Genomic DNA, 22,005 nt, shown 5'->3' with positions numbered 1-22,005 from the left:
TAATCTCGTCTGGAGATACATTTGATTTTTGTAATGCTTCCATAATTAAATTCCCTTGTGCATTAGGACTAGGAACAGTATAACCATTTGTTTTCCCACCATGATTCACAGAACTTCCCTTAATGACACCGTATATATAGTCATTGTCTTCTATTGCTTTGTTCAGAGGTTTTAAAAGTACTGCCCCAACTCCTTCCCCTGGAACATAACCATCCCCACCATCACCAAAGCTTCGACAACGTCCATCACTAGCAGTAAAATCACCTTCACTTAATTGCAAATACTTATTAGGATGTACAGTCAAATTAACTCCACCTGCTACCGCAACATTACTTTCTCCTTTGTGTATGCTCATACACGCTAAATGAATAGCAGTGAGTGAAGATGAACACATTGTATCCAAGGCAATACTTGGTCCCTGAAAGTTAAAATAATAAGACGTTCGATTAGCAATTGAAGCATAGGAGGATGCAGGAACAAAGCCATTCTGCTGTTGTGCCTCACTCGTACCGTATAACTGGTATTGCCCATACATTACACCAACAAAAACCCCAACCTTATTCCTCTGAAGACGATGCTTTGTGTAACCTGCATCCTCAATTGTGTGCAAAACAGTTTCTAAAAACAGACGTTCTTGAGGATCCATTAGTTCTGCCTCTTTGGGTGAAATATTGAAAAATAAAGGATCAAACTTATCTATTTCATCAATGAATCCACCCCATTTACTATAGGTCTTACCTTTTTTCTTTTTCCCCGCTACAAAATATTTTCTATAGTCCCATCGTTCTTCCAGAATTTCTGTAATACAGTCACTTCCTTGTTCCAAAATTCTCCAAAACTCATTAAGATTTTTAGCTTTTGGATAACGGCCGCTTATACCAATAATGGCAATCTCCTCATTATTTTTATGCGTTGTTCGAGCAGTTTCGACTTTTTTACTTTGTTTTTTTTCAGTTCGCCTCTTCAGAGCTGGTTGGGAAAACGCAGGACCTTCTTTTAAAACTTTTCTTTGATTTTGAAACTTAATATCTAACATTTCAATTAAGGTTTTTGCATGATGATCAGCGAAATAATTTGAGAGTTCTGTCAGTGTTTGATATTCGAAAAATAACGTTTTGGATAATGGTCCAAAATATTGCTCTAATGTCCGAGTCAAATTCATGATAATCATAGAGTCTATTCCATATTTTTCAAGTGGATCATCCGGTTTAATCTTATGATATGGTATCTTAGTTTCTTTAGAAAGAATATCACGTAAGTATACTGCGGTCTTCTGTTGTAATTCTTTTTTATCCAACGAGGACACTCTCTCATTGTTTTGTAAAAAGGCCAATGGACTCCCCGAATTCTGTTGACCTTCTGCCATACTAATAGTTTCGTTAATTTTTTCCCTTTCACCCACTAAAACCATCACTTGTGCTGCATCATTGTCTATGGCGTGTTCAAATGCTTGATATCCTTGTTTAGTCTGCAACGGAACGAGTCCCATCACTTTCTCTAACCACTTTTGTGATTGTTCGTTAGCTCTCATTCCACCTTCTTTCCAATAAGGCCAATTTATTGAAATAGTTTTACCGGAGCGCTTCGTCACTGCCCCCATTTTTTGGCGTCTTTCTGCAAAGCGATCCATAAAGCAATTTCCATAAGAGTAATCAGCTTGTCCTTCGTTACCAAACTCAGCAGTAATAGAAGAAAACATGATAAATAGATCAAGGTTTTGAAATTGAGTCACTTCATCTAACCAAATCGCGCCATATACCTTAGCTGCCAGAACCTCATCCATCTCTTCTTTGCTCTTATTAATTATCAGAGAATCCCGTGTAACCCCTGCGCAATGAATAATCCCATTAAGACTATGAAATAAAGATTTAGTTTTCTCGATCAATGCTTCGACTTCTAATTTGTTAGAGATATCAGCTTGAATATATACTACTTCTGCACCTAACTCTTTAAGTTCCTCCAATTTCTCTTGCTTATCTGGGGTTAATGCTGATCGACCAGTTAGTACAAGCCTTGCTTGCACTAACCGTGCCAAATATTTAGCAAACAACATTCCAAGTCCACCTGTGCCACCAGTTATGACATATACACCTTTTTCTTGCAGTGGCAATTGATCACGCTCTTTTTGCTTAGGTGTATACTCAATTAAATGTCTAACAAATCTTTGATTTTCTACATACTTAATATCTATAGAATGATCCGACAGACCAAGTTCCTGAATAATGTTATTCGTAAATTCTTTCTTATCTGTTGAATCTATAGCAACTAATTTCATAAAGATATGGGGATTTTCCTTATTTACTGTTCTTGCGAAACCACTTACTGCAGCATATTGTGGCATCAAGTAATCCTCGCTAAATGTATAAGCATACAATACATTGACCTTCCTCATGGGTGAGTGTTTCATCAGTGCTTTACTTAGGTACAGCAACGAATAAATGCTCTGCTCCAACTGTCTACTAATCTCTGTCTTCTCAGTGAAATTTTTCTCATCGGACCAATGATGAAAGATCGTACTTGGCATCATTTTTTGTTTAACTAGATCACGAAACAATTGGTGATAATCTGCTTCTATTCCTGGATTAATGAAATAAAGATGTTCTGCTTGCTGATGATAGCTCTTTCCGGGTTTCACTACAATAACAGATGCATTAACATCGTTCTTTGCGCATTGAGATATCATCATTTCTGATATGTTACCAATTGAATCAAAAACTAAAATGTTTTCCGCTCTTGATTGAAGTATGTCCTTATCTGACTCAACTGTTGATTTTTTCCAAGCAGATTCGAAATAAACATTATCATTGGGCTGGAGTTTTTGCTTATTTTGAGTCAATAGGTTGAAGCCTTCATCAGCTGACAATTCTTTATTCTGTATCATTTTAAGTATCTCTTTCCGATTCGCCTTAGGGTTACTCATACGATATCTCCTCCATTAGTTTATTGGCTTCATCAGCATCTATTTGTCCAAGTTCCAATTGTTTTAGCAATTCTTTAATAACAATATTATTGTCATCAATGCCCCTTTGATCTCGATTCGTAGCAATTATTTCTTGTTGATAGGAACGTACGGATAGGTTTTCCAATTTAACCAATAGCTTCCCGCTCCGATCAAGGATCAATATGTCAAACTTATGATGATTCTTGGTCGACTGTTCTCTTGCATATGTCACGTAAGCGTAACACTTCTGAGTTAGCTCACTAATTATTTGCACTTCTTCCAGTGCATACGGCACAGACAATGCTTGAGTCTGGGCAAGCCCTAAAATCCCTATAACGGATTGGACAGCTGCATCCATAAGAGAAGGATGCAAAACAAACTTGCCAAAATTACTTTGGATTACGTCTGGTAATTCAATTAAAGCTAAAGATTCCGACTCATTATAGGATAGTTTTTGAATCCCTTTAAAACTTGGTCCATAGGTTAATCCTGCTCCCTTAAAAGCTTCATAGCATTGTTCACGAGTCATTGAATGGGACAACCTTTGTTCAATATCATCCAAGTCTATCCATTCAGTAGAGGGAACTGAAGAATCAGTTTTCATGTGTAGCTCTCCTTGGGAATGGAGGATTTCTTGACCTTCTTCACCTTTCATACATACTTCAAATTCACACTTATCCTTTTCCCCGTGTATATATACGAATATGTCTTGATTTTGGTTTTCAGATACTGTAACTGGATGTATCCAAACAATATTGGTTATCTTATCTATCTTATTCTCTAAGACCTTGCTACCTGTAATTAAAGCCATTTCTAGAGTTGCTACACCTGGAAGAACCTTTTGTTGATTGAGTGCATGGTCGGAGAGTACAAACTCACTTCCCCTTAAACTCTTGACAAACTTAATTGCTGACATCGTCGATTCGTTTCGATCAATAAGAGGATGGATACTCGCTATATCGTTCGGATGATCCATGTTTTGAGAGTTTTCGGAAGCCGTTTTTGGTAACCAATGACGTTTTCTCTCAAAAGGATAAGTAGGTAATGAAACACGATATAATTGGTGCCCTGTATGCAATCGTTCCCAATCGATCTTTTCCCCTGTAATCCAAAGTTTGGCAAGTTTGTCATACTGTTTTTCTTTCATCAACCTTATTAATTCATCTTGTTTATTTTCCTTTGCTGCTGATAAGCGTTTGGTATGTTGAGCGGTAACAATTCCGCAATATAATTGGTCAACAGATTCTCTTTCCATACAGTATTGATTCAATCTCTCCTTTAGCTCTCCAATACTATCGACAACTAAGGCTAGACGTACTTCCATCTCTTCTCTCCCAATTTGTAACGTATAAGCAATATCTCTCAAATTGGCACTTTCGTTTAATGTATTCGCCAGATTAGCCGCATATTCTTTCAAACAATCTTCATTATGAGCTGATAAAATAATGATTTGCCCTTCATTATCTGGGTTTAAATGTCTTGATGGTCTCGGTTGATATTCTTCAATGACGACATGTGCGTTTACGCCCCCAAATCCAAAAGAACTAATTCCCGCACGTCTAGGAATCGGTTGTTGATATTCGTCTTTCATCCTTTTCCAATTAGACTTTTGGTCGGTAATGTAAAATGGACTGTCATCCAATTTAATGTATGGATTTAAATGGTTAAAATTTATGGAAGCAGGTAAGATATTATTTTTCATGGCTAGTAGTACCTTGCAAACACCTGCTATTCCAGCTGCTGACTCTAGATGACCGACATTAGTTTTGACAGAACCCAGACCACAAGATGGTTTTTCAGGTATCTTTTTTCCCCAGTCCTTGTATAATTGATCAAATGCTTTTTTTAGACCATTTATTTCAACTGGATCCCCTAATGGTGTTCCAGTACCATGTGCTTCAATGTAAGACACTGTCGATGGATCCAAATTTGCTTCTCTCCATGCTCGAACAATCAGATCGGATTGTGCATTTGGATTCGGCGCAGTTAAAGAATTGGCTCTGCCACCGTGATTCACTGCGCTTCCTTTAATTACACCATATATATGATCTCCGTCGATTTCAGCCTTGCTTAAAGGTTTCAATAATAGTGTCGCTACACCTTCACCTCTGACATAACCGTTAGCATCTTTATCAAAAGTTTTACATTTTCCATCTTCGCAGAGCATACCAGCTTTGTTAAAGGATATATATAATGTTGGACTGACCATTACGTTTATTCCACCAGCGATAGCTAAATCACATTGTCCACTCTGGATTTGTTCAACAGCTCGATGAATGGCTACTAATGAACTGGAACAAGCTGTATCAATTGGTTCACTTGGTCCATGCAGGTTAAGAAAGTAAGAAATTCTATTTGTTAAAATACAATGGGACATCCCTGTTGACGTTTGAGCCTGTATTTCACTGTTTTCCTGTAAATATCCATAATCCGTACTTGCAACTCCTACAAAAATGCCTGTCTTTGTTCCAGATAAATCCGATGCCTTGTACCCCGCATCCTCAATTGTTTCCCATACTGTTTCCATTAAAATTCTTTGCTGAGGATCCATCAATTCTGCCTCTTTTGGAGAAATACCAAAAAATAAGCTATCAAATTTATCGACGTCTTTCATAAATCCCCCCCACTTAATATTCGTTTTATTCGCTTGGGTAGCGGGATCACCGTAAATTTCTTTCCAATCCCATCGATTAGCAGGGATTTCAGTAATAAGATCCTTCCCTTCTTCAATGTGTTGCCAAAAGGTATCTAAATCATTCGACTGGGGCATCTTTCCACTCATACCTATAATTGCAACTGGTTCTTTCGTCATTGAGTATCTTTTTCTTTGGTCAATCTCGGGTTTCGCTTTTTCCGGTAACCTATCAACATCATACTGATTAGCTTGTAATGAATCCGGAGCTTCAGAGATATTTTGTCCACTTTCAATTGACAAAGTAGATTTATCTATTTTTTTCTGGTACATTTCTAATACTGAATCATTAAGTTGTTCCAATAGAAAGTCGACAACTGAACTTAACGTTTGATGTTCAAAAAAGATGGAGGGCATTAGTTCTAGTTGAAATCTATCATTTAACTCATTACTCAATTCTGTTAATGTTAAAGAATCAAATCCGAATTCACTTAAATCTTCTTCTGGAAATATATGCTCCTTATCGATTTTTAATAGATTAGCAACAATTTCTAATATATCATTCTCGAAGGACTGCCTTAGTGAATCTGTATCCAATTCTAACTCCATATCCATATCCCCTTTTGTCGATACAGTTTCATCAGCTTGCTTAGTTTCGTTTATATCACCGATTAACGCTTTCATTTTTTCCCGTTTTCCCACAAGGACGGCAAAATGGTTACTCTGTTGTCCAATACCAGCTTCGATTGTCTGGATACCAGTCTTCGTTTCTAGTGGCTCCATACCTAATGTCTGCGTCATCATTGTTTCAATTTGCTGTTCTACTTTCATACCGCCTTCCTTCCATAACGGCCAGTTAATAGACAAAGTTTTTCCATTACGTTGTCCAGCTTTACGTAACTGTTCACGATGATCAGAAAAATGGTCCATAAAAGAATTACCAAAAGCATAATCACTTTGCCCTATATTACCTGTTATAGAAGCAGTTGAAGAAAAGAGTACAAACATATCCAAGTTTTCCTGTTTGGTTAATTTATCGAGCCATACAGTACCATATATTTTAGGTGCAAGTACTTGTTCAATTTGATCACTTGTCTTGTTCGTTAATATGTCGTCTTTTATAACACCTGCACAGTGTAAAATACCATGTATAGAATCCCTTTCTTCTTTAATATCTACCATCAGTTGTTCTATCTGTTGACGATTAGAAACATCAGATTGATAATAGGTAACCTCCGACCCAAAAGTACGAATCTCTTCGATTTTTAATTTATTTTCTTCTGTTAAAGGTGAGCGCCCAGTCAGTAGAAGATTGGCCTTATATGCTTTTGCGAGATACTTGGCAAAAATAAACCCTATTCCTCCCAGCCCACCAGTAATTAGATAAACACCATGTTTCCTCCAAGGAGAACTTCCATCTTCAACTGTATTTAAAGCGAACTCCCTCATTTGCTTTACCAAGCGTTGTCCCTGTATGTATCGAACATCTAACTGATTTGAAGCGCTTTGCAGTTCAGGTAATGCTGTTGCTAGAACAGTTTCAGGAGTTATGGATTCCATAGCCAATGATCGACACAAGTATTTTTTCTGTTCAAGGCTAACCGATTTAGCAAATGCCTCAAACGCTTTATGTAGTGGTTGCCCATAAAGTCCATTACTTAACTGATAGACATACAGTAGCTGTAGTGGATGTGTAGTCGTATGTTTTTGGAACGCCTGACTCAAGTAAAATACGGAATAAATCCCATTGCTGAGTTGTTTGTACACATCGTCGCATGTATCAGCAGTCTCCCTGTGAGCCCAGAGAAATAACATCTGAGTTGGAAACATCCCTTTCTGTTTAAGGATGCTTAACAGTTGAATATAATCACTATACTTATTTGGACAAATCTCATATATATCATCTTCAACCTCTCGAAATGCCACGCCAGGTCTAACTAATATTGCCCGTGATAAACTTGGGTGAGATTTTACCGCTTGCCAAATCTCTTCTTTATGGTCAAAGATTAACAAATTACCTAGTAAAGGGTTCTTTTCAAAACTAAGCGGAGCAGGTTCCCATACTTTACGAAAATATAAAGGTTGACTGTCCTTTACATCAAAGACATATTTCCTTGCTGTAAGCTTTTTCACACGAACCAACACCTGACCCCTTTCATCCAAAATGTCAACATCAAAGGTCGTGGATTGATCGTGTTGCCCTGTACGCACTGAATATACATAACTGACATTTGATAATGAGTGTAAAATTTCTATTTCACCTACGGAAAATGGTACATACAGGTTTTCAGATTTTGTGCCTACTAATGCTGTTTGAAATGCACCATCCATGATGGATGGATGAAGTTCGAACCCATGATTTTCCTTTTGAATAACCTCTGGAAGTTTAATTCTAGATAAAGTCTCATGCTCATTTCCATACAATTCCTGAATAGATTGAAAGCTCGGGCCCAAAAATATATTCCGCTTTGTAACAGCCTTGTAGAATTCATTACTTGTTGACAAATGATTGCATCTACTCATCACCTCATCGAGATCTATTAACTTAGGCTGTGTCTCTTGTTGTTCATGATGTTCAAATATTATTTTTCCATGATGAAGTAATTCCTCTTTATTGGATTCACAAAATACTTCATAATAAACTTCTTCCTGTCTTGGATTCAATTTAATATGAATGTCTTTGAATGTATTATTCATTTTAAAAGGATGGACCCATACTAGTTTTTTTAATTTCGCAACTTTTGCTTTACCAGCGATTTGCCCCGCAGCGCGTCCCATTTCGATAAAAGCTACACCTGGCAACACACTTTTATCACCTATCACATGATCCTTTAGAAAAAATTCGCTACCATACATTCGGGTAGTAAATTGTATTCTGTTTAAGTCAGAGGTATTTTGTCCTACCAATGGATGGATACGTTCAATTCCACCATCTGCTTGTTGAACAACTGTTCTTGCCTTTGGTACAGCATTACTAGGCAACCAGAAACGTTTTTTCTGAAAGGGATAGGTTGGCATTGATAGACGGTAATGTCTGGTATCTCCATATATTTTCCCCCAGTCCAGGTTATACCCATGGACATATAAATCTAGCAGAAACAACAACTTTTCTTTATACTGCCTTTCAGACAATTCCCCTCGTAGCGTGTCATTCAAAATATGCATACCTCGGTCTTCCTTAGCCTGATCATATTTTTGTGAGGATGTTCTGCTGTTGACATGAGTATAATTTGCAACTTTCCCATGTTCTAGAAGCGTATCCAATTTCTGTTTCAGCTCTTCCACATTCCTCACAATTAATCCCCCACGGACGCCAAAGTGTTTTCTCCCCACCATTAACGTATAGGAAATATCAGCGATGGATTTTTCATCTTCTTCTAGCAACCATTTTTCTAGGTTAGCGATTTGTTGGTACAACCCTTCCTCATTTCGTGCAGAAAAAGGAACCAAATACAAGGGATTTTTTTGTGAAAAATTGGCTCGTGGAGGAGGTTCCTCAATAACCAAATGAGCATTGGTTCCACTAAAACCAAACGAGCTTACTGCTGCCCGCCGTTTTCCCCCACTTTTCACTTTCCAATCTTTTAATTCTGTATTGACATAGAACGGACTATTCTCAAAGTCTATATGTTCATTTGGCTTATCGAAATTGAGTGAAGGCGGAATTTGTTTATATTTCATTGACAGCAAGACCTTTATAATGCTAGCAACCCCAGCTGCTGTAGCTGCATGACCTATATTCGTTTTTACAGAACCTATCGCACAGTATTGAGTTTTAGCGGTTGATTTCCTAAATGCATTAGTTAACGCATCTATTTCAATGGGATCACCCAACTTTGTCCCTGTTCCGTGTGATTCAACATAAGTAATCGTTTCTGGATTAATATTTGATTTTTCATATACTGATTGTTCAAGTTCTGATTGCGATAGACTACTAGGAGCGATGATACCATTCGTCGTTCCATCCTGATTTATTCCAGAACCTTTGATCACTCCGTAAATATGATCACCATCTTGTTCGGCAGCTTCCAAAGATTTTAAGACGAGCATGGCTACGCCTTCGCCAGGTACAAATCCGTCAGCATCGTTATCAAAGGCTGCACTTCTTCCTTCAGGAGAAAGCATCTCAGCATTGCTCGAAGCAATATGAAACTGAGGGGTAACGTTAATAAAAGCACCGCCAGCTAAGGCCATTTCACTTTCGCCAGAAATGATACTTTGACATCCCAAATGAATACTGACCAATGAAGAGGAACAAGCTGTATCTACCGCTATGCTTGGCCCTTTCAAATTAAGAAAATATGATATTCTTGCAGCTGATACCGAGTTGTGGTTCCCCCAAAAAGACTGCGCTTCTTTATGAACGCCCATTTCATTCATTTTTTCCACGTAGTCACCATTACTTAGACCAACAAAGACAGAACAATTCTTATTTGAAATTTGGTCATTGGCATATCCTGCATCTTCTAATGCATTCCAACTTTCTTCCAATAGTAACCGTTGTTGTGGATCACTTAATTCAGCTTCTTTTCCAGAGATTTTGAAGAATAATGCATCAAATTGATCAATGTCATCCAAAAATCCTCCCCATTTACAATTTGTTTTATCTAATTTTTTCGGGTCATTATCATAATATTTATCTGGATCCCATCTATCCTTTGGAACTTCTCGAATAGAACTGATACCCTGAGATAGGTTGGACCAAAATTGTTCTTTATTTTTAGCTCCTGGAAATTGGCAAGATAGTCCGATAACCGCAATGTCTTTTCTCTTTGGATTTTCAGTTACCTTTGCACCGTAAGTTTTATTCTGTTCATCAACCTTTACTAAATCTTTATCGCCCCATAACGTAGAAGGTGTGGTCACCACAACTTTCCCAATATTTTCTCTCTGTTCCAAATGTTTATAGGCTTGATGGATATCTGAAAAAGAAAATACTTTACCTATAGTCGGCTTGATCATCCCTTTTTCTAGTACTTCATACATTTCATCAAGGTACTGTGTAACACTTTTTATGTTGGACAACATCATTTTGCGCATGTCAATGCTGTAAAAGGTTTGATTGTTGTCTAAACATGATAAATCGATTTGTTTAGCAGTTTTTAAGCCGGTCATAGCAATTTCAAGATACCGTCCTTTGGGGGTAAGAATGTTTAACCCTTTTTGGATCGATTCACCTGACAAGGTATTAATAACTACATCCACACCTTCACCTTTAGTCAAGGACAACACTTTTTGTTCAAAATCTTCTTTTCGATAATTAATACAATGTTGCACCCCTAGTTGTTTCAAGTATTCTATTTTCTCTGGTGATCCTACCGTAGCATAGATTTCAGCACCCAGTTGAAGAGCCATTTGTACTGCAATCAAACCTGTTCCACCTGTTGCTGTTTGAATCAGAATTTTTTCGCCACGTTTAACATCCGCTTTATTAAAAACATGATGCATCGTCAAATAGACAATGGGTAATGAACAAGCCTCTTGATGATTTAAATTTTTTGGTTTTTTGACGACTAATGCTTCATCTGTATTTAAAACAAAGCTTTGCCCACCAAGTTGAGGGCCCGCTAATGCTATAACCTCATCACCTACTTTAACCCTCGAAACTTCCGACCCTGTTTTGGTAACCACCCCTGAGACTTCAAAACCGGGTGAAAAAGGATATTGCGGCATTGTCGGATATAGACCCTTTACGCACAGTAAATCACCGAAATTTAATGAAAAAGCATGAACAAGAATTTGTACTTCGCTTTTCCCGGGATCTTTCGGGTTAATCGTTTGCGTCTGAATACTTGAAATTGTCCCAGGTTTTTGTATGACAACTGATTTATATTGCTCATTATCCGTTACATTATCTGCCTCCATTTGATCGGGCTGAGGTGTTTCATCAGCCCGAGATTGATCCATTTTTTCAATTAGTTTTTTTCCATCTAAAGGTGACAACTTCCCATTCTGTATCAAGTCAAGTATTTTTTTAATCTTCCGCTCCATATTTCCACCCCATTAACTTATAAACTTGATCAATATTTAATTCACCGTCGGCTAATTTATTCAGGAGCTCTAGATCTTCATCCTCCTCTTCTATTACACCATCAGAAATTGCCTGAAAAATAATTTCGCCATATTCGTTCAGGATATAATCTGTTAAAACATTGACATTAGTATAATCAAATAAAACTGTCGTCTTTAAAGTGATGCCTAATGTATCATTAATAGTCTTAATTAGTTCTAATCCAGTGATAGAATCAACACCATACTCAGAGAACTGTTTCTCTATAAAAATGTCTTCAATATTCACCTCAAGTGCTTCAACGATACAGTTAATCAATGTCTCTTCAATATATTCCCGTTTATTATTTTTTGGGATCGAAGCTGTATGAGGCAGTGCAGTATGCTCTTGTGTCACTGCTACCATTTCTTGAGACACCTGATCTTCTGCTATTTCTAAAGAAAGTTCCGTTGTATCCATAATTGTGGTGGAATTACTGTTTTGAACAGTTTCTGAAAGTCCATTACTTTCCCCAAAGATAATATTTTGGACAAAGCCACTATTCTCCTGAGACATGGACTCTAGGGCAACTGTTTGTTCATATCCTACTCGCTTCAATAGATCTTTCCACATAGATGTGCTGAGTAAAGGTGAGTTCGGTAACCTCTCTTTTGAGTCTTCGTACAGCCACCATCCTTCAAGTAATCCAAAGGTAAGGGTTGTAAAGTTATTAACGATTGTCGCTTCATTTAAAATAATCCATCCATTGGTTTTTAGTAGTTTTTTAATGTTATTCAATGTCCCCTGTACATGTTTGGTCGCATGGAGCACGTTTGCAGCAATAACTACATCATATCCACCAAAATCAAATCCCTGTGACTGAATATCCTTTTCAATATCTAATGTAGAAAACTTAACAAATTGATTCTGAACTCCATATCGGCTGCGACCATAATTAATAAAACCTAGGGAAATGTCCGTATATATATACTCCACTTGGTCAGCAAATTCATGAATTCCTTCAAATACCGTGGCACTTGTTCCCCCGGTTCCAGCGCCCACTTCTAATATTTTTATTTTTTCTCCTTCCTGTAATGTTGGCAATCGTTTCTGAATAAAAGAACGAAGTCCCCAGACAATCAATTGATTAAAGTAATCTGCTATGACATTGTTTTGATAAATGTCTTCTACCTTAGTCATTGATGAGTTAGGAAAAATGATGTCAGTGGCAAGAACGTTACCTCTTAAAATATCAGCATAATTTTGAAAACATGTCCTTAGTAAATCTACATGGCCCTTCATGTCTAGAAGACTATCTGACTGATTAAATCTATGCTTTAAATTCTTAACCTCTTCCTGTAAATTTGGATTATCAATTCGGGAAGTGGTTCGTATAGACTTCTCCTCTATTTGAATCAATTCACTTTGTGCCATAATATCTAATAGAGCTTCGAATAATTGACTATAATGATCAATAATCCCTAGCTTCTTTTTCAATTCTTCTTTTTTGTATTGTTCATTGCTATTTTTAAAAACCCCTAACTTCTGGAACATGTTCAATAACAATAGTTCACTAAGTTTTTCAATCTCTAGAAATGCATTCCTTGACTTTTGTAAGCTTTCTTCATTAAGCCTTGGTCTTCGGTTCCTATCAATCGTTGAATGCAACATAGATGGCATATTAACACGATGTTGAATCATCAAAGAATTCCTATCTACACTAAGATGTTCTAATACTTCTTTTTCCGCTTTCATGACCATCACTTGGTCAATTGGATAATGAAGAACTCTCTCTAACGCTTCTATTCCTTCATTCAAACCCATAGAATAAATGCCTTGAGCAGTCAAAAGTTTATGATAATGTTCTGAGGCCACTATACCAACCTCACCCCAATATCCCCAATTAATGATTTTGACCGGAAAGGAAGCAGTCCGCTTAAGATATTGAGCAAAAGCATCTTTAAACGTACAGGCAGCTGCGTAATTTCCTTGCCCAGCATTTCCACTAAAGGATTGGGCAGATGAGAAAAACATCATGAAGTCAAGTGGTTCGTCTCTAAACACTTGATAGAGGATATAGCTTCCTTGGACTTTAGGCGATAAGACTGCTCGGAATGACTCTTCATCCATATTTTTCAACGTACTATCTTTGAGGACGATAGCAGAATGTATAACACCATGAATCTGGCCAAATTGGGACTTTACCTCATTAACAGCACCTTGCATACTTTTTAGATCAGTACCATCTGCTTGAATATATAATATTTGTCCATCATGTCTCATTATTTCATCTATCTTTTGCTGTTTCTCATCATTTAATGGGCTACGACCGATTAAGATAATTTTTGCGTCAAATTGCTGGACTAGATATTTGCTTAATTCTAATCCAATACCTCCTGCACCCCCAAGAATAAAATATACGCCATTTTTTCTAAAACCACTTTCCTTTACTGGTGGGAGTGAAATTTGTGAAAGTGAACGGACATAACGCTGTCCCGCATGAATTAAAATATCTTCACTTGATTTAGCAAAAGATTCAGCTATAAGAGTTTTGATTATTTCTTGCTTTACAGATGCCTGAGATGTATTAATAAACGATCTAAGATCAACATCTGTATAACTTATATCCCAGTGAGGATACTCTTTGATCATCGATTTTGTTAGTCCATGTATACCAGCTACATCCGGATTTGGAAGCTCATCTTCTGAGAGCGTATATACATGGTTTGTAATGACATGTAAACGAAGAAAACGTTCATCATACCCTTTCTCACTCAATGCTTGTACAAGTCTAAACAAACTAATAACTCCAATTTCTTGTGTACTGTTTAGCTGATCGATGTCCGTATGCTGTGTCACCTCTCCTTGAATCCCCCCAAGGAAGTAAACCACGTGAATATCACTTGGGATTTCTTGCAAACAAGATTTGAAAGAGTACGGGTCGCTTGAGTCGATCTCCCAATACTTGTCTGAATATTTTATATTTTCCTCCCCTAATTGAATATAATAAACTTGTGATTTATCGTAAGCTTCCGCTAAACCAACGTCTAATCCCGCACTATCATCATGAGCAATAATTAATACTTTCTGATTTGCTGCAATATCTAGTTGAGAAATGGGAGGTAAGGGTGCGAGCTTCCATCTAGGCTTATAATATATAGATGTCGATGGTTGCGTTTTCACTGGTGCTGGACGAACACTAACATCATGAAGACTGATACATACATGCCCTTCGTTATCCATTAACTCTACCTGATAAATATCCTTCCCTGTTGAATGGACATAGGCATAACCAGAAGATGAAAGAGGCCGCTTCACCACCACACTTTCTGCAGAATAAGGTAATTTCAGATCATCATCATGGCCTTCGATACCTGCAATTGTTTGTAGTGCACCATCTACTAAAGATGGATGTAAGGTATATTGTCCTAATTCTTCCTCCTGTCCCTGTGGAATTTGAAACATACTTAATGCTTCTAATTGGTTGCCCCAGATGTGCTGTATACATTGAAAGTATGGCCCATAATCAATGCCCACCTTAGAAAATCTTTCGTAAAATTCCGTCTTCTCCAACTCGAATGCTGCTCTCAGTTTCACATCTTCCACAGAAATATATAGTTCCTGATCAACCCTAGGTTGACTTTCCTTACGTATAATCCCTTTAGAATGAGTAACAATCTTATCTTCAGGAATACTTTGAATTTCAAAAGTAAGCATTTCATTCTTTTCTTTAATCAAGATATGCAATTCCAGCTCCTTTTGGTTCAGGAGGACTGGCTGTAACCAAACTACGTTAGATAGACTATAACCGTTGCTTTGTTTTAAATGAGTTATTGCACCCATTGCCATTTCTAATTGGCCAACACCAGGAAAAAGTCGTTTTTTATCTACAAGATGATCTTTGACGATTAAATCATTGTACTTCAATTTTTTTTGATAGACGACACCGTTGTTTTTTAAGCTCAAATCAGGATGAATGAATTCTACCAAAGGATGAATTTCTAAATTACTGACTGCGGTATTATTAGGCTTAGCATCATCTTGTAAAATCCAATGCCTATCTCTCTGAAATGGATAGGTAGGAAGTGGTTGCTTTGTCCCTTCATTCAGTGATATTTTGTCCCAATGAATTTTTACACCTGCCACCCACAACTCAGCTATTTTACCTAACTCTCCATTTTCCCTCCACTTATTTACAATACTTAGTATATCTCTTTCATGAGACCGTAGATCAGATACCTTTGTAACTTCTTTAACTTCATTTATATTCCCAGCATAAACGGATGAAGTATGGTAATCTTGAATATATTGGCTCAATTTATCTTTAAATTCTTCTATGTTAGAAGCAATAATAGCTAATCGTTCGTCTAATTCCTCTCTCCCAAACCGTAAAGTATGGGCAATATCAGCCAAGCTAATCGGTGACACTGGACTTTTTCCGTTGCCAATCGACTTATCAAGAAATTCTATCATTTTTCTCGAATATACTTGTAGTCTGTTCTTATTACGGGCTGATAAGATCAGTATTTGTGGCTCCTCCTTGACTTCAACCGGTAATTTTTGTTGGATGTACTCTTCAATGATGAGATGAGCATTGGAACCCCCAGCACCAAAAGAGCTAATCCCAGCGGTCCTAGGGATTTTTTTCTCTTTTCCATCTTGCAAAACAGTTGGTTGCCTCCATTCTTCCAATGATTGCTGTAAGTAAAAAGGTGACTGATTAAAATTGATGTTTGGATTAGGTTCAGACGCATGAATAGAAGGAACCAATTGCTTGTGTTTCATTTGTAATAACACTTTAGTAAGCGCTGCAATACCAGCTGCTGACTCCAAATGACCGATATTAGACTTGACTGAACCAATTGAGCAAGATTGCTTGGAATGCTGTTTACCAAAAGCTTGTATTAATCCGTTGATTTCAATTGGATCCCCTAATGATGTTCCTGTTCCATGGGCTTCCACATAGCTAATATCTTGTGGAGATACATTTGCTTTTTTCATAGCTTCTTTGATGAGATTTCCTTGAGCATTTGGATTAGGCACTGTATAACCATTGGTTCTACCGCCGTGATTTACGGTACTCGCTTTTATTACACCGTAAATATGATCACCCGCGGCAATCGCTTTGTTAAGGGGCTTTAGTAAGATAGCTCCCACACCTTCACCAGGTACATAACCATCGCCGCCATTTCCAAAGCTTCGACAGCGTCCATCACTAGAAGCAAAGTTTGAATCACTTAATAGTAAATACTTGCTCGGATGAATAGTTAAATTCACACCACCTGCTACCGCCATTTCACTCTCTCCTTGATGGAGGCTGTTAATTGCCAAATGTATCGCAGTTAATGAAGATGAACACATCGTATCCAAAGCCAAACTTGGACCATGGAAATTAAAGAAATATGATACACGATTGGCAATAGATGCATAGGAAGAGTTTGGTAAAACAAAATTTCCTTTGGCCTCCTCTTCTATCCCATATAATTGGTATTGACCATACATCACTCCAACAAAAACACCTATTTTCCGTTTCTCAAGCTCCATTTTTTTATAACCTGCGTCTTCTATTGTATGCCATACCGTTTCCAAAAACAGACGTTCTTGGGGATCAATATATCTTGCTTCCTTAGGGGAAATATTGAAAAATAACGAATCAAATTTATCGAAATCGCTAATAAACCCCCCCCACTTACTGTACGTTTTTCCGACTCTCTTCTCTGGATCATAATATTTCATATAATCCCATCGCTCTGCAGGAATTTCCGTAATACAATCACGCCCGCTTTTGAGGACTTCCCAAAATTCATCCAAATTATCAGCTTGAGGATAGCGTCCACTCAAACCAATGATGGCAACATCATCATCTTGTCGCTGATCAGTTTTTGCAAATCGTACACGCTGTTTCTTACTTCTAGAAAATTGCTCTTCTAAATGATTCTCTTCGGAAGTTTCCATTGCTTCCCTCTTAAATATCCCGAGTATGTGAATTAATTTATCGTAATGGTCTTCGATAAAATATGTTGTTAATTCTCCAATTGTTTGAAATTCGAAATATAATGTTTTAGGCAGTTCACCAAAAACTTTTTCAAGTTTACGAACCATACGCATAATAATAACTGAATCTATTCCGAATGCTTCAAACTCCTTCTCGACATCTATATTGGATACAGGTATCTTCGTTTCTTCCGAAAGTACAACTTTTAAATAGTGTTCCGTTTTTTGACGTAGTTTTTGTATGTCACTTTCCACTAATGACTTATGAGAATTCTCGTTAATTTTTGGGAGGGGATTGTTTATTGCCTGTAATAGTTCGTTTTTGTTCCCTTCCATGACTGCCAGTTGTGTATGATAGGCTGCTAAACCCTTTTCAAATGCCTTAAACCCATTTTTTGTACGTAAAGGTAAAAGACCGTACATTTGTTTCAGCCTGTTCTGCTCGTCTGTGGCTAACTGCATCCCACCTTGTTCCCAGTAGGGCCAATTAATTGAAAGTGTTCTCCCATAACGTTGTTCTTGTGCTTGTTTCCTTTCTCTTAAGTGAGCAAAATGGTCCATAAAACTATTAGCATAAGCGTAATCTGCTTGCCCCACATTACCTAACAGACCGGCTATTGAAGAGAATAAGCAAAAAAAGTCTAGCTTTTCATTCTTTGTATATTTATCCAACCAAACTGTACCAAAAACCTTTGGTGCCAATACGTCCTGTATATCTTGCTTCGTCTTTTTATAGAGAAGAGAGTCTCGTATTACCCCTGCACTATGAATAATACCGTGAATTTCCTTAAATTTATTTTTTGTTTGTTTGATGATGTCTTTTACTTGATCTTGATCCGATATATCAGCTGAAATATACTCGACCTCAGCTCCCATGTCCTCCAGTCTTTTAACCTGATTTTCTATTTCAAGACTCCATTCCCTTCGCCCAACAAGGACTAGCTTAGGTTGGAATTGTTCAGCAAAGTATTTTGCGAAGAGAAAACCGAGTCCACCGGTTCCCCCGGTAATGACATATACCCCATTCTGCCGTAAAGGTACAGATTCTTCCCTCTGTGTTTGCTTGTCCTGAAATGAATAAACATATCTCTGCCCAGAAATATACTGAATATCTGAATGGTAATCAGTGTCAACTGTCAATTCTTTGGAAAAGATATGACTTATACGTGTGTTCTGTTGATCACTTGAGATTCCGATTGTTTTGGTCGCAATTCTAGGATTCTCTAATTCAATTGTTTTAGCTAGTGCATGAACTGCTTCATATGGTGGTATGGGCGCTTCCTTTTCAAACGGATATACATATAGCAGAGAGACGCTTTTTTGATATTTTGCAATTATTAGTGCTTTGCTAAGGTACACTATGGAATATATGCTTTGCTGCAATTGTTCGCTTAATGAATCTTTTGACTTGTTGTCTCCCTCTTTTGACCAGTAATGAATAATATAGTTTGGTATAAACTGTTCTTCTTTTAATGAGTTCATCAAGTTCTGATAATCATCCGGTTGTAAAGGATTAATTTCATATGTGTCACGTCCTACACATGTGAATCGGTCACCCTTCTTTACTTGGATGATTCTATTATCTTGCTCACTCATATGTTCATTCAATATATTCCGAAGGTTATCATCGGAGCTAAATAATAAGATATTTCCCGATAACCCTTTACTCTTTTCCGAAGATTCAATCTCTTTTTCGTACCATACCTTTTGCAATAAAAAAGTCTCGGACTCTTTAATCGAAGTGTTTTTTATTAAAGACATCTTCACAGTGAAATTATTTAGTTGAACAAGTACTTGCCCTTCTTTGTCCACAATCTTAATCATAAAGCTATACATTGTTTCGGACCCAGTTGGTTGTTTCTCTGCCCAAGTGACGTGAGCATAACACTTATCTGTTAATGACCGAACGAGAATAGCTTCACCTAGTGAAAAAGGTAAATAGGTTGCTTTAGAGTTTTTATCGACCAATAGCCCTATCACTGCTTGAAAAGCTCCATCCAACAGGGAGGGATGCAAGTCAAATTCCGATTGGCTTTCCTTTAAGTGAGGTGGTAGGTATAGCTCTACTAAAGATTCTTTTCGATTGAAAGATATTCCTTGTATGGTTTGAAAGCTTGTCCCGTAATTAAGACCTGCTTTTTGAAAATGGTTATAACATTCATCTCGTGGCATAGTTTGACTACATCGGGAAGTAATTTTGTTAATATCTAAATTTCTTGGTAATTCCGATATACCATACGTCATTAACCCTTCGGCATGAATAACTTTTTGCTCTTTTTGGGTGATACTCCACACTTCATATTCGAGTCCGTCTTTAACCATAAACAGACTTACAAAAACATCCTTATCAGCGAATTCTTTACCTACTTGTTTCAAAACAATAGGTTGATTCCAAAAGATATCCTTTATACTGCAAATTTTATCCTCTGTGGAAAAACTACCTGCAGCCCTAGCCATTTCTAAAATAGCTGATCCTGGTAAGACCATTTGATTACCTAACTTATGATCAGCCATGAAAAATTCATGTCCTGTCAAACGTACAGTAAATTTTTGTTCTTTTAAAGATGATATATTACAATCCAGCAAAGGATGCAATTTCTCTCTATTTTCTTTGAGTATACTTTTATTCCTTGATATCCAATATAACTCCTTTGCAAATGGATAAGTGGGCAGTGAGACCACTTTGGGTTTTTCCCCCTGATATAACCCTAACCAATCAATATCTATACCAGAAACCCATAATTTAGCCAGACGACTTAAATTCTTCTGTTGAAGACAATTATGTATTTCCTGTTCCTGGTGGGCTTCGGGCTCTTTTTGAAAATACAGATTTTCAATATTTCTTTGTTCTTGGTTATAAAGTGTTAACTTCTTTACTAGCGTTTCTATATCAGAGGCTACAATTGCTAACCGTTCCTCCATTGCTTCGCGACCAATCTGAAGTGTATAGGTGATATCAGCAATATTGATTTTCAACCTGTTTTCCACTAAAAAAGACCTAAATTCAAAAGCATAATCACGCAACCTCGCTTCATTTTTGCCCGAAAGTAAAAACAAGTATTCTTTTTCCTTAACATAATTATTTTGAACTAAGGGTTCATTATACTCCTCCACAATGACATGGGCATTGGCGCCTCCTGCCCCGAAAGAGCTAATACTAGCTCTTCGAGGAAACGTTTGTCTTTCGCCATTTTCGTACTTTACAGGTTGCTTCCATTCTGCCAACTGCTGTTGCACATAAAAAGGTGTATTCTCAAAAGCAATACGCGGATTCAGCTGTTCTGAATGCAAGGAAGGTACCAACTGCCTATGTTTCATTTGTAAAAGCACTTTGGTTAAACCTGCTATACCCGCAGCTGATTCGAGATGACCAATATTTGACTTAACAGAACCAATTGGACAACTTTGATTGAAATTGTCATCCCCCTTAAACGCTGTAGTTAGACCTGCTATTTCAATCGGATCACCCAAAGATGTTCCAGTGCCATGGGCCTCTACATAGGAAATGGTTTCTGGGGAAACACGAGCTTCCTCAAGGGCTACTTTAATTAGGTCTGCTTGAGCATTTGGATTAGGAACTGTATATCCACTGGTTTTCCCTCCAGCATTAATAGAAGTTCCTTTGATTACCGCATATATCTGATTGTTGTCTGCTATTGCCCTATGCAATGGTTTTAGTAGAACAGCACCTAGGCCTTCACCATCCACAAATCCATCTGCATTCGCTCCAAAAGCTTTACATTTATCATCCTTAGAGAGCATGTTCATTCGTGACAAATTCTCATAATGTTCAGGATGAACAATTAGGTTCACTCCTCCAGCAATCGCTGTATGACACTCTCCTTTTTTTAGGCTTTCACAAGCCAAGTGAATAGCAGTCAGCGATGAAGAGCAGGCTGTATCTACAGCTAGGCTAGGACCTTGTAAGTTCATAAAGTACGAAATACGATTAGCAAGAGACCAATAAGCAGAAGTTCCTCCCTGGCGTACATAGTAGTTGTTCATAATACCTACAAAAACCCCAACACTTGAATTTTGTTCAATAAGCGAAGATCTTGTGATGCCTGCATCTTCTAATGTTGCCCATGCTGTTTGCAAAAACAACCTTTCCTGAGGGTCGATTTCTTCTGCTTCTTTCGGTGTAATGTTAAAAAAAGCTGGGTCAAACTTATCGATATCCTCTATAAAACCGCCCCATTTAGTATAGCTGAAACCTTGTTCATCGCTATCTGGATTGTAGTACTTTTCCCAATCCCAGCGACTTTTAGGAATTTCACTAATACAATTTTTTCCCTGCTTAATATTCTCCCAAAAATCATTAAGATTTTTGGCCATAGGATATTGTCCACTAACACCTATGATGGCAATATCTTCTTTAGGAAATTGTTCTGACTTATCTAATAGGCGTTTCAATATTTCCCTTTTTTGCTGTTGATTAAGAGTATGCAT

Annotated in this window: 3 protein-coding genes (1 of these 3 running past the window's edge); all 3 read right to left on the bottom strand. The window is 37.4% G+C overall.

What is annotated here, in order from left to right:
• Tightly spaced (each overlapping or abutting the next), the 3 genes in view from SH601_RS14840 to SH601_RS14830 form a layout consistent with a single transcriptional unit that may run on beyond the window.
• A protein-coding gene (locus tag SH601_RS14840) for an SDR family NAD(P)-dependent oxidoreductase (protein WP_319959107.1) crosses the window boundary here: on the bottom strand, positions 1 to 2,920 show its 5' end (the start). The gene continues 5,777 nt to the left of window position 1, outside the view; only the first 2,920 of its 8,697 coding nucleotides appear in the window; its start codon is at positions 2,918 to 2,920; its stop codon lies off the left edge, out of view.
• On the bottom strand, positions 2,913 to 11,564 hold the full coding sequence (locus SH601_RS14835; protein ID WP_319959106.1) for an SDR family NAD(P)-dependent oxidoreductase: 8,652 nt from the start codon (positions 11,562 to 11,564) through the stop codon (positions 2,913 to 2,915). Before SH601_RS14835 ends, SH601_RS14840 begins: the two co-directional genes overlap by 8 nt.
• Positions 11,548 to 22,005 (bottom strand): SDR family NAD(P)-dependent oxidoreductase, encoded by a 10,458-nt coding sequence (locus SH601_RS14830; protein WP_319959105.1) that lies wholly within the window; start codon positions 22,003 to 22,005, stop codon positions 11,548 to 11,550. The genes SH601_RS14835 and SH601_RS14830 overlap by 17 nt, the downstream gene beginning before the upstream one ends.

Origin of the sequence: Gracilibacillus pellucidus, from assembly GCF_033949965.1 — a bacterium.
GTDB classification, from domain to species: domain Bacteria; phylum Bacillota; class Bacilli; order Bacillales; family Amphibacillaceae; genus Gracilibacillus; species Gracilibacillus pellucidus.
Note: the sequence above shows the minus strand (reverse complement) of the source record. Positions and strands in the feature narration are given on the sequence as shown.

Excerpts from the sequence above, each read along its gene's own strand:
- SH601_RS14835 (WP_319959106.1), bottom strand. The coding sequence starts at position 11,564 with ATGGAGCGGAAGATTAAAAAAATACTTGACTTGATACAGAATGGGAAG.
- SH601_RS14830 (WP_319959105.1), bottom strand. The coding sequence starts at position 22,005 with ATGCATACTCTTAATCAACAGCAAAAAAGGGAAATATTGAAACGCCTA.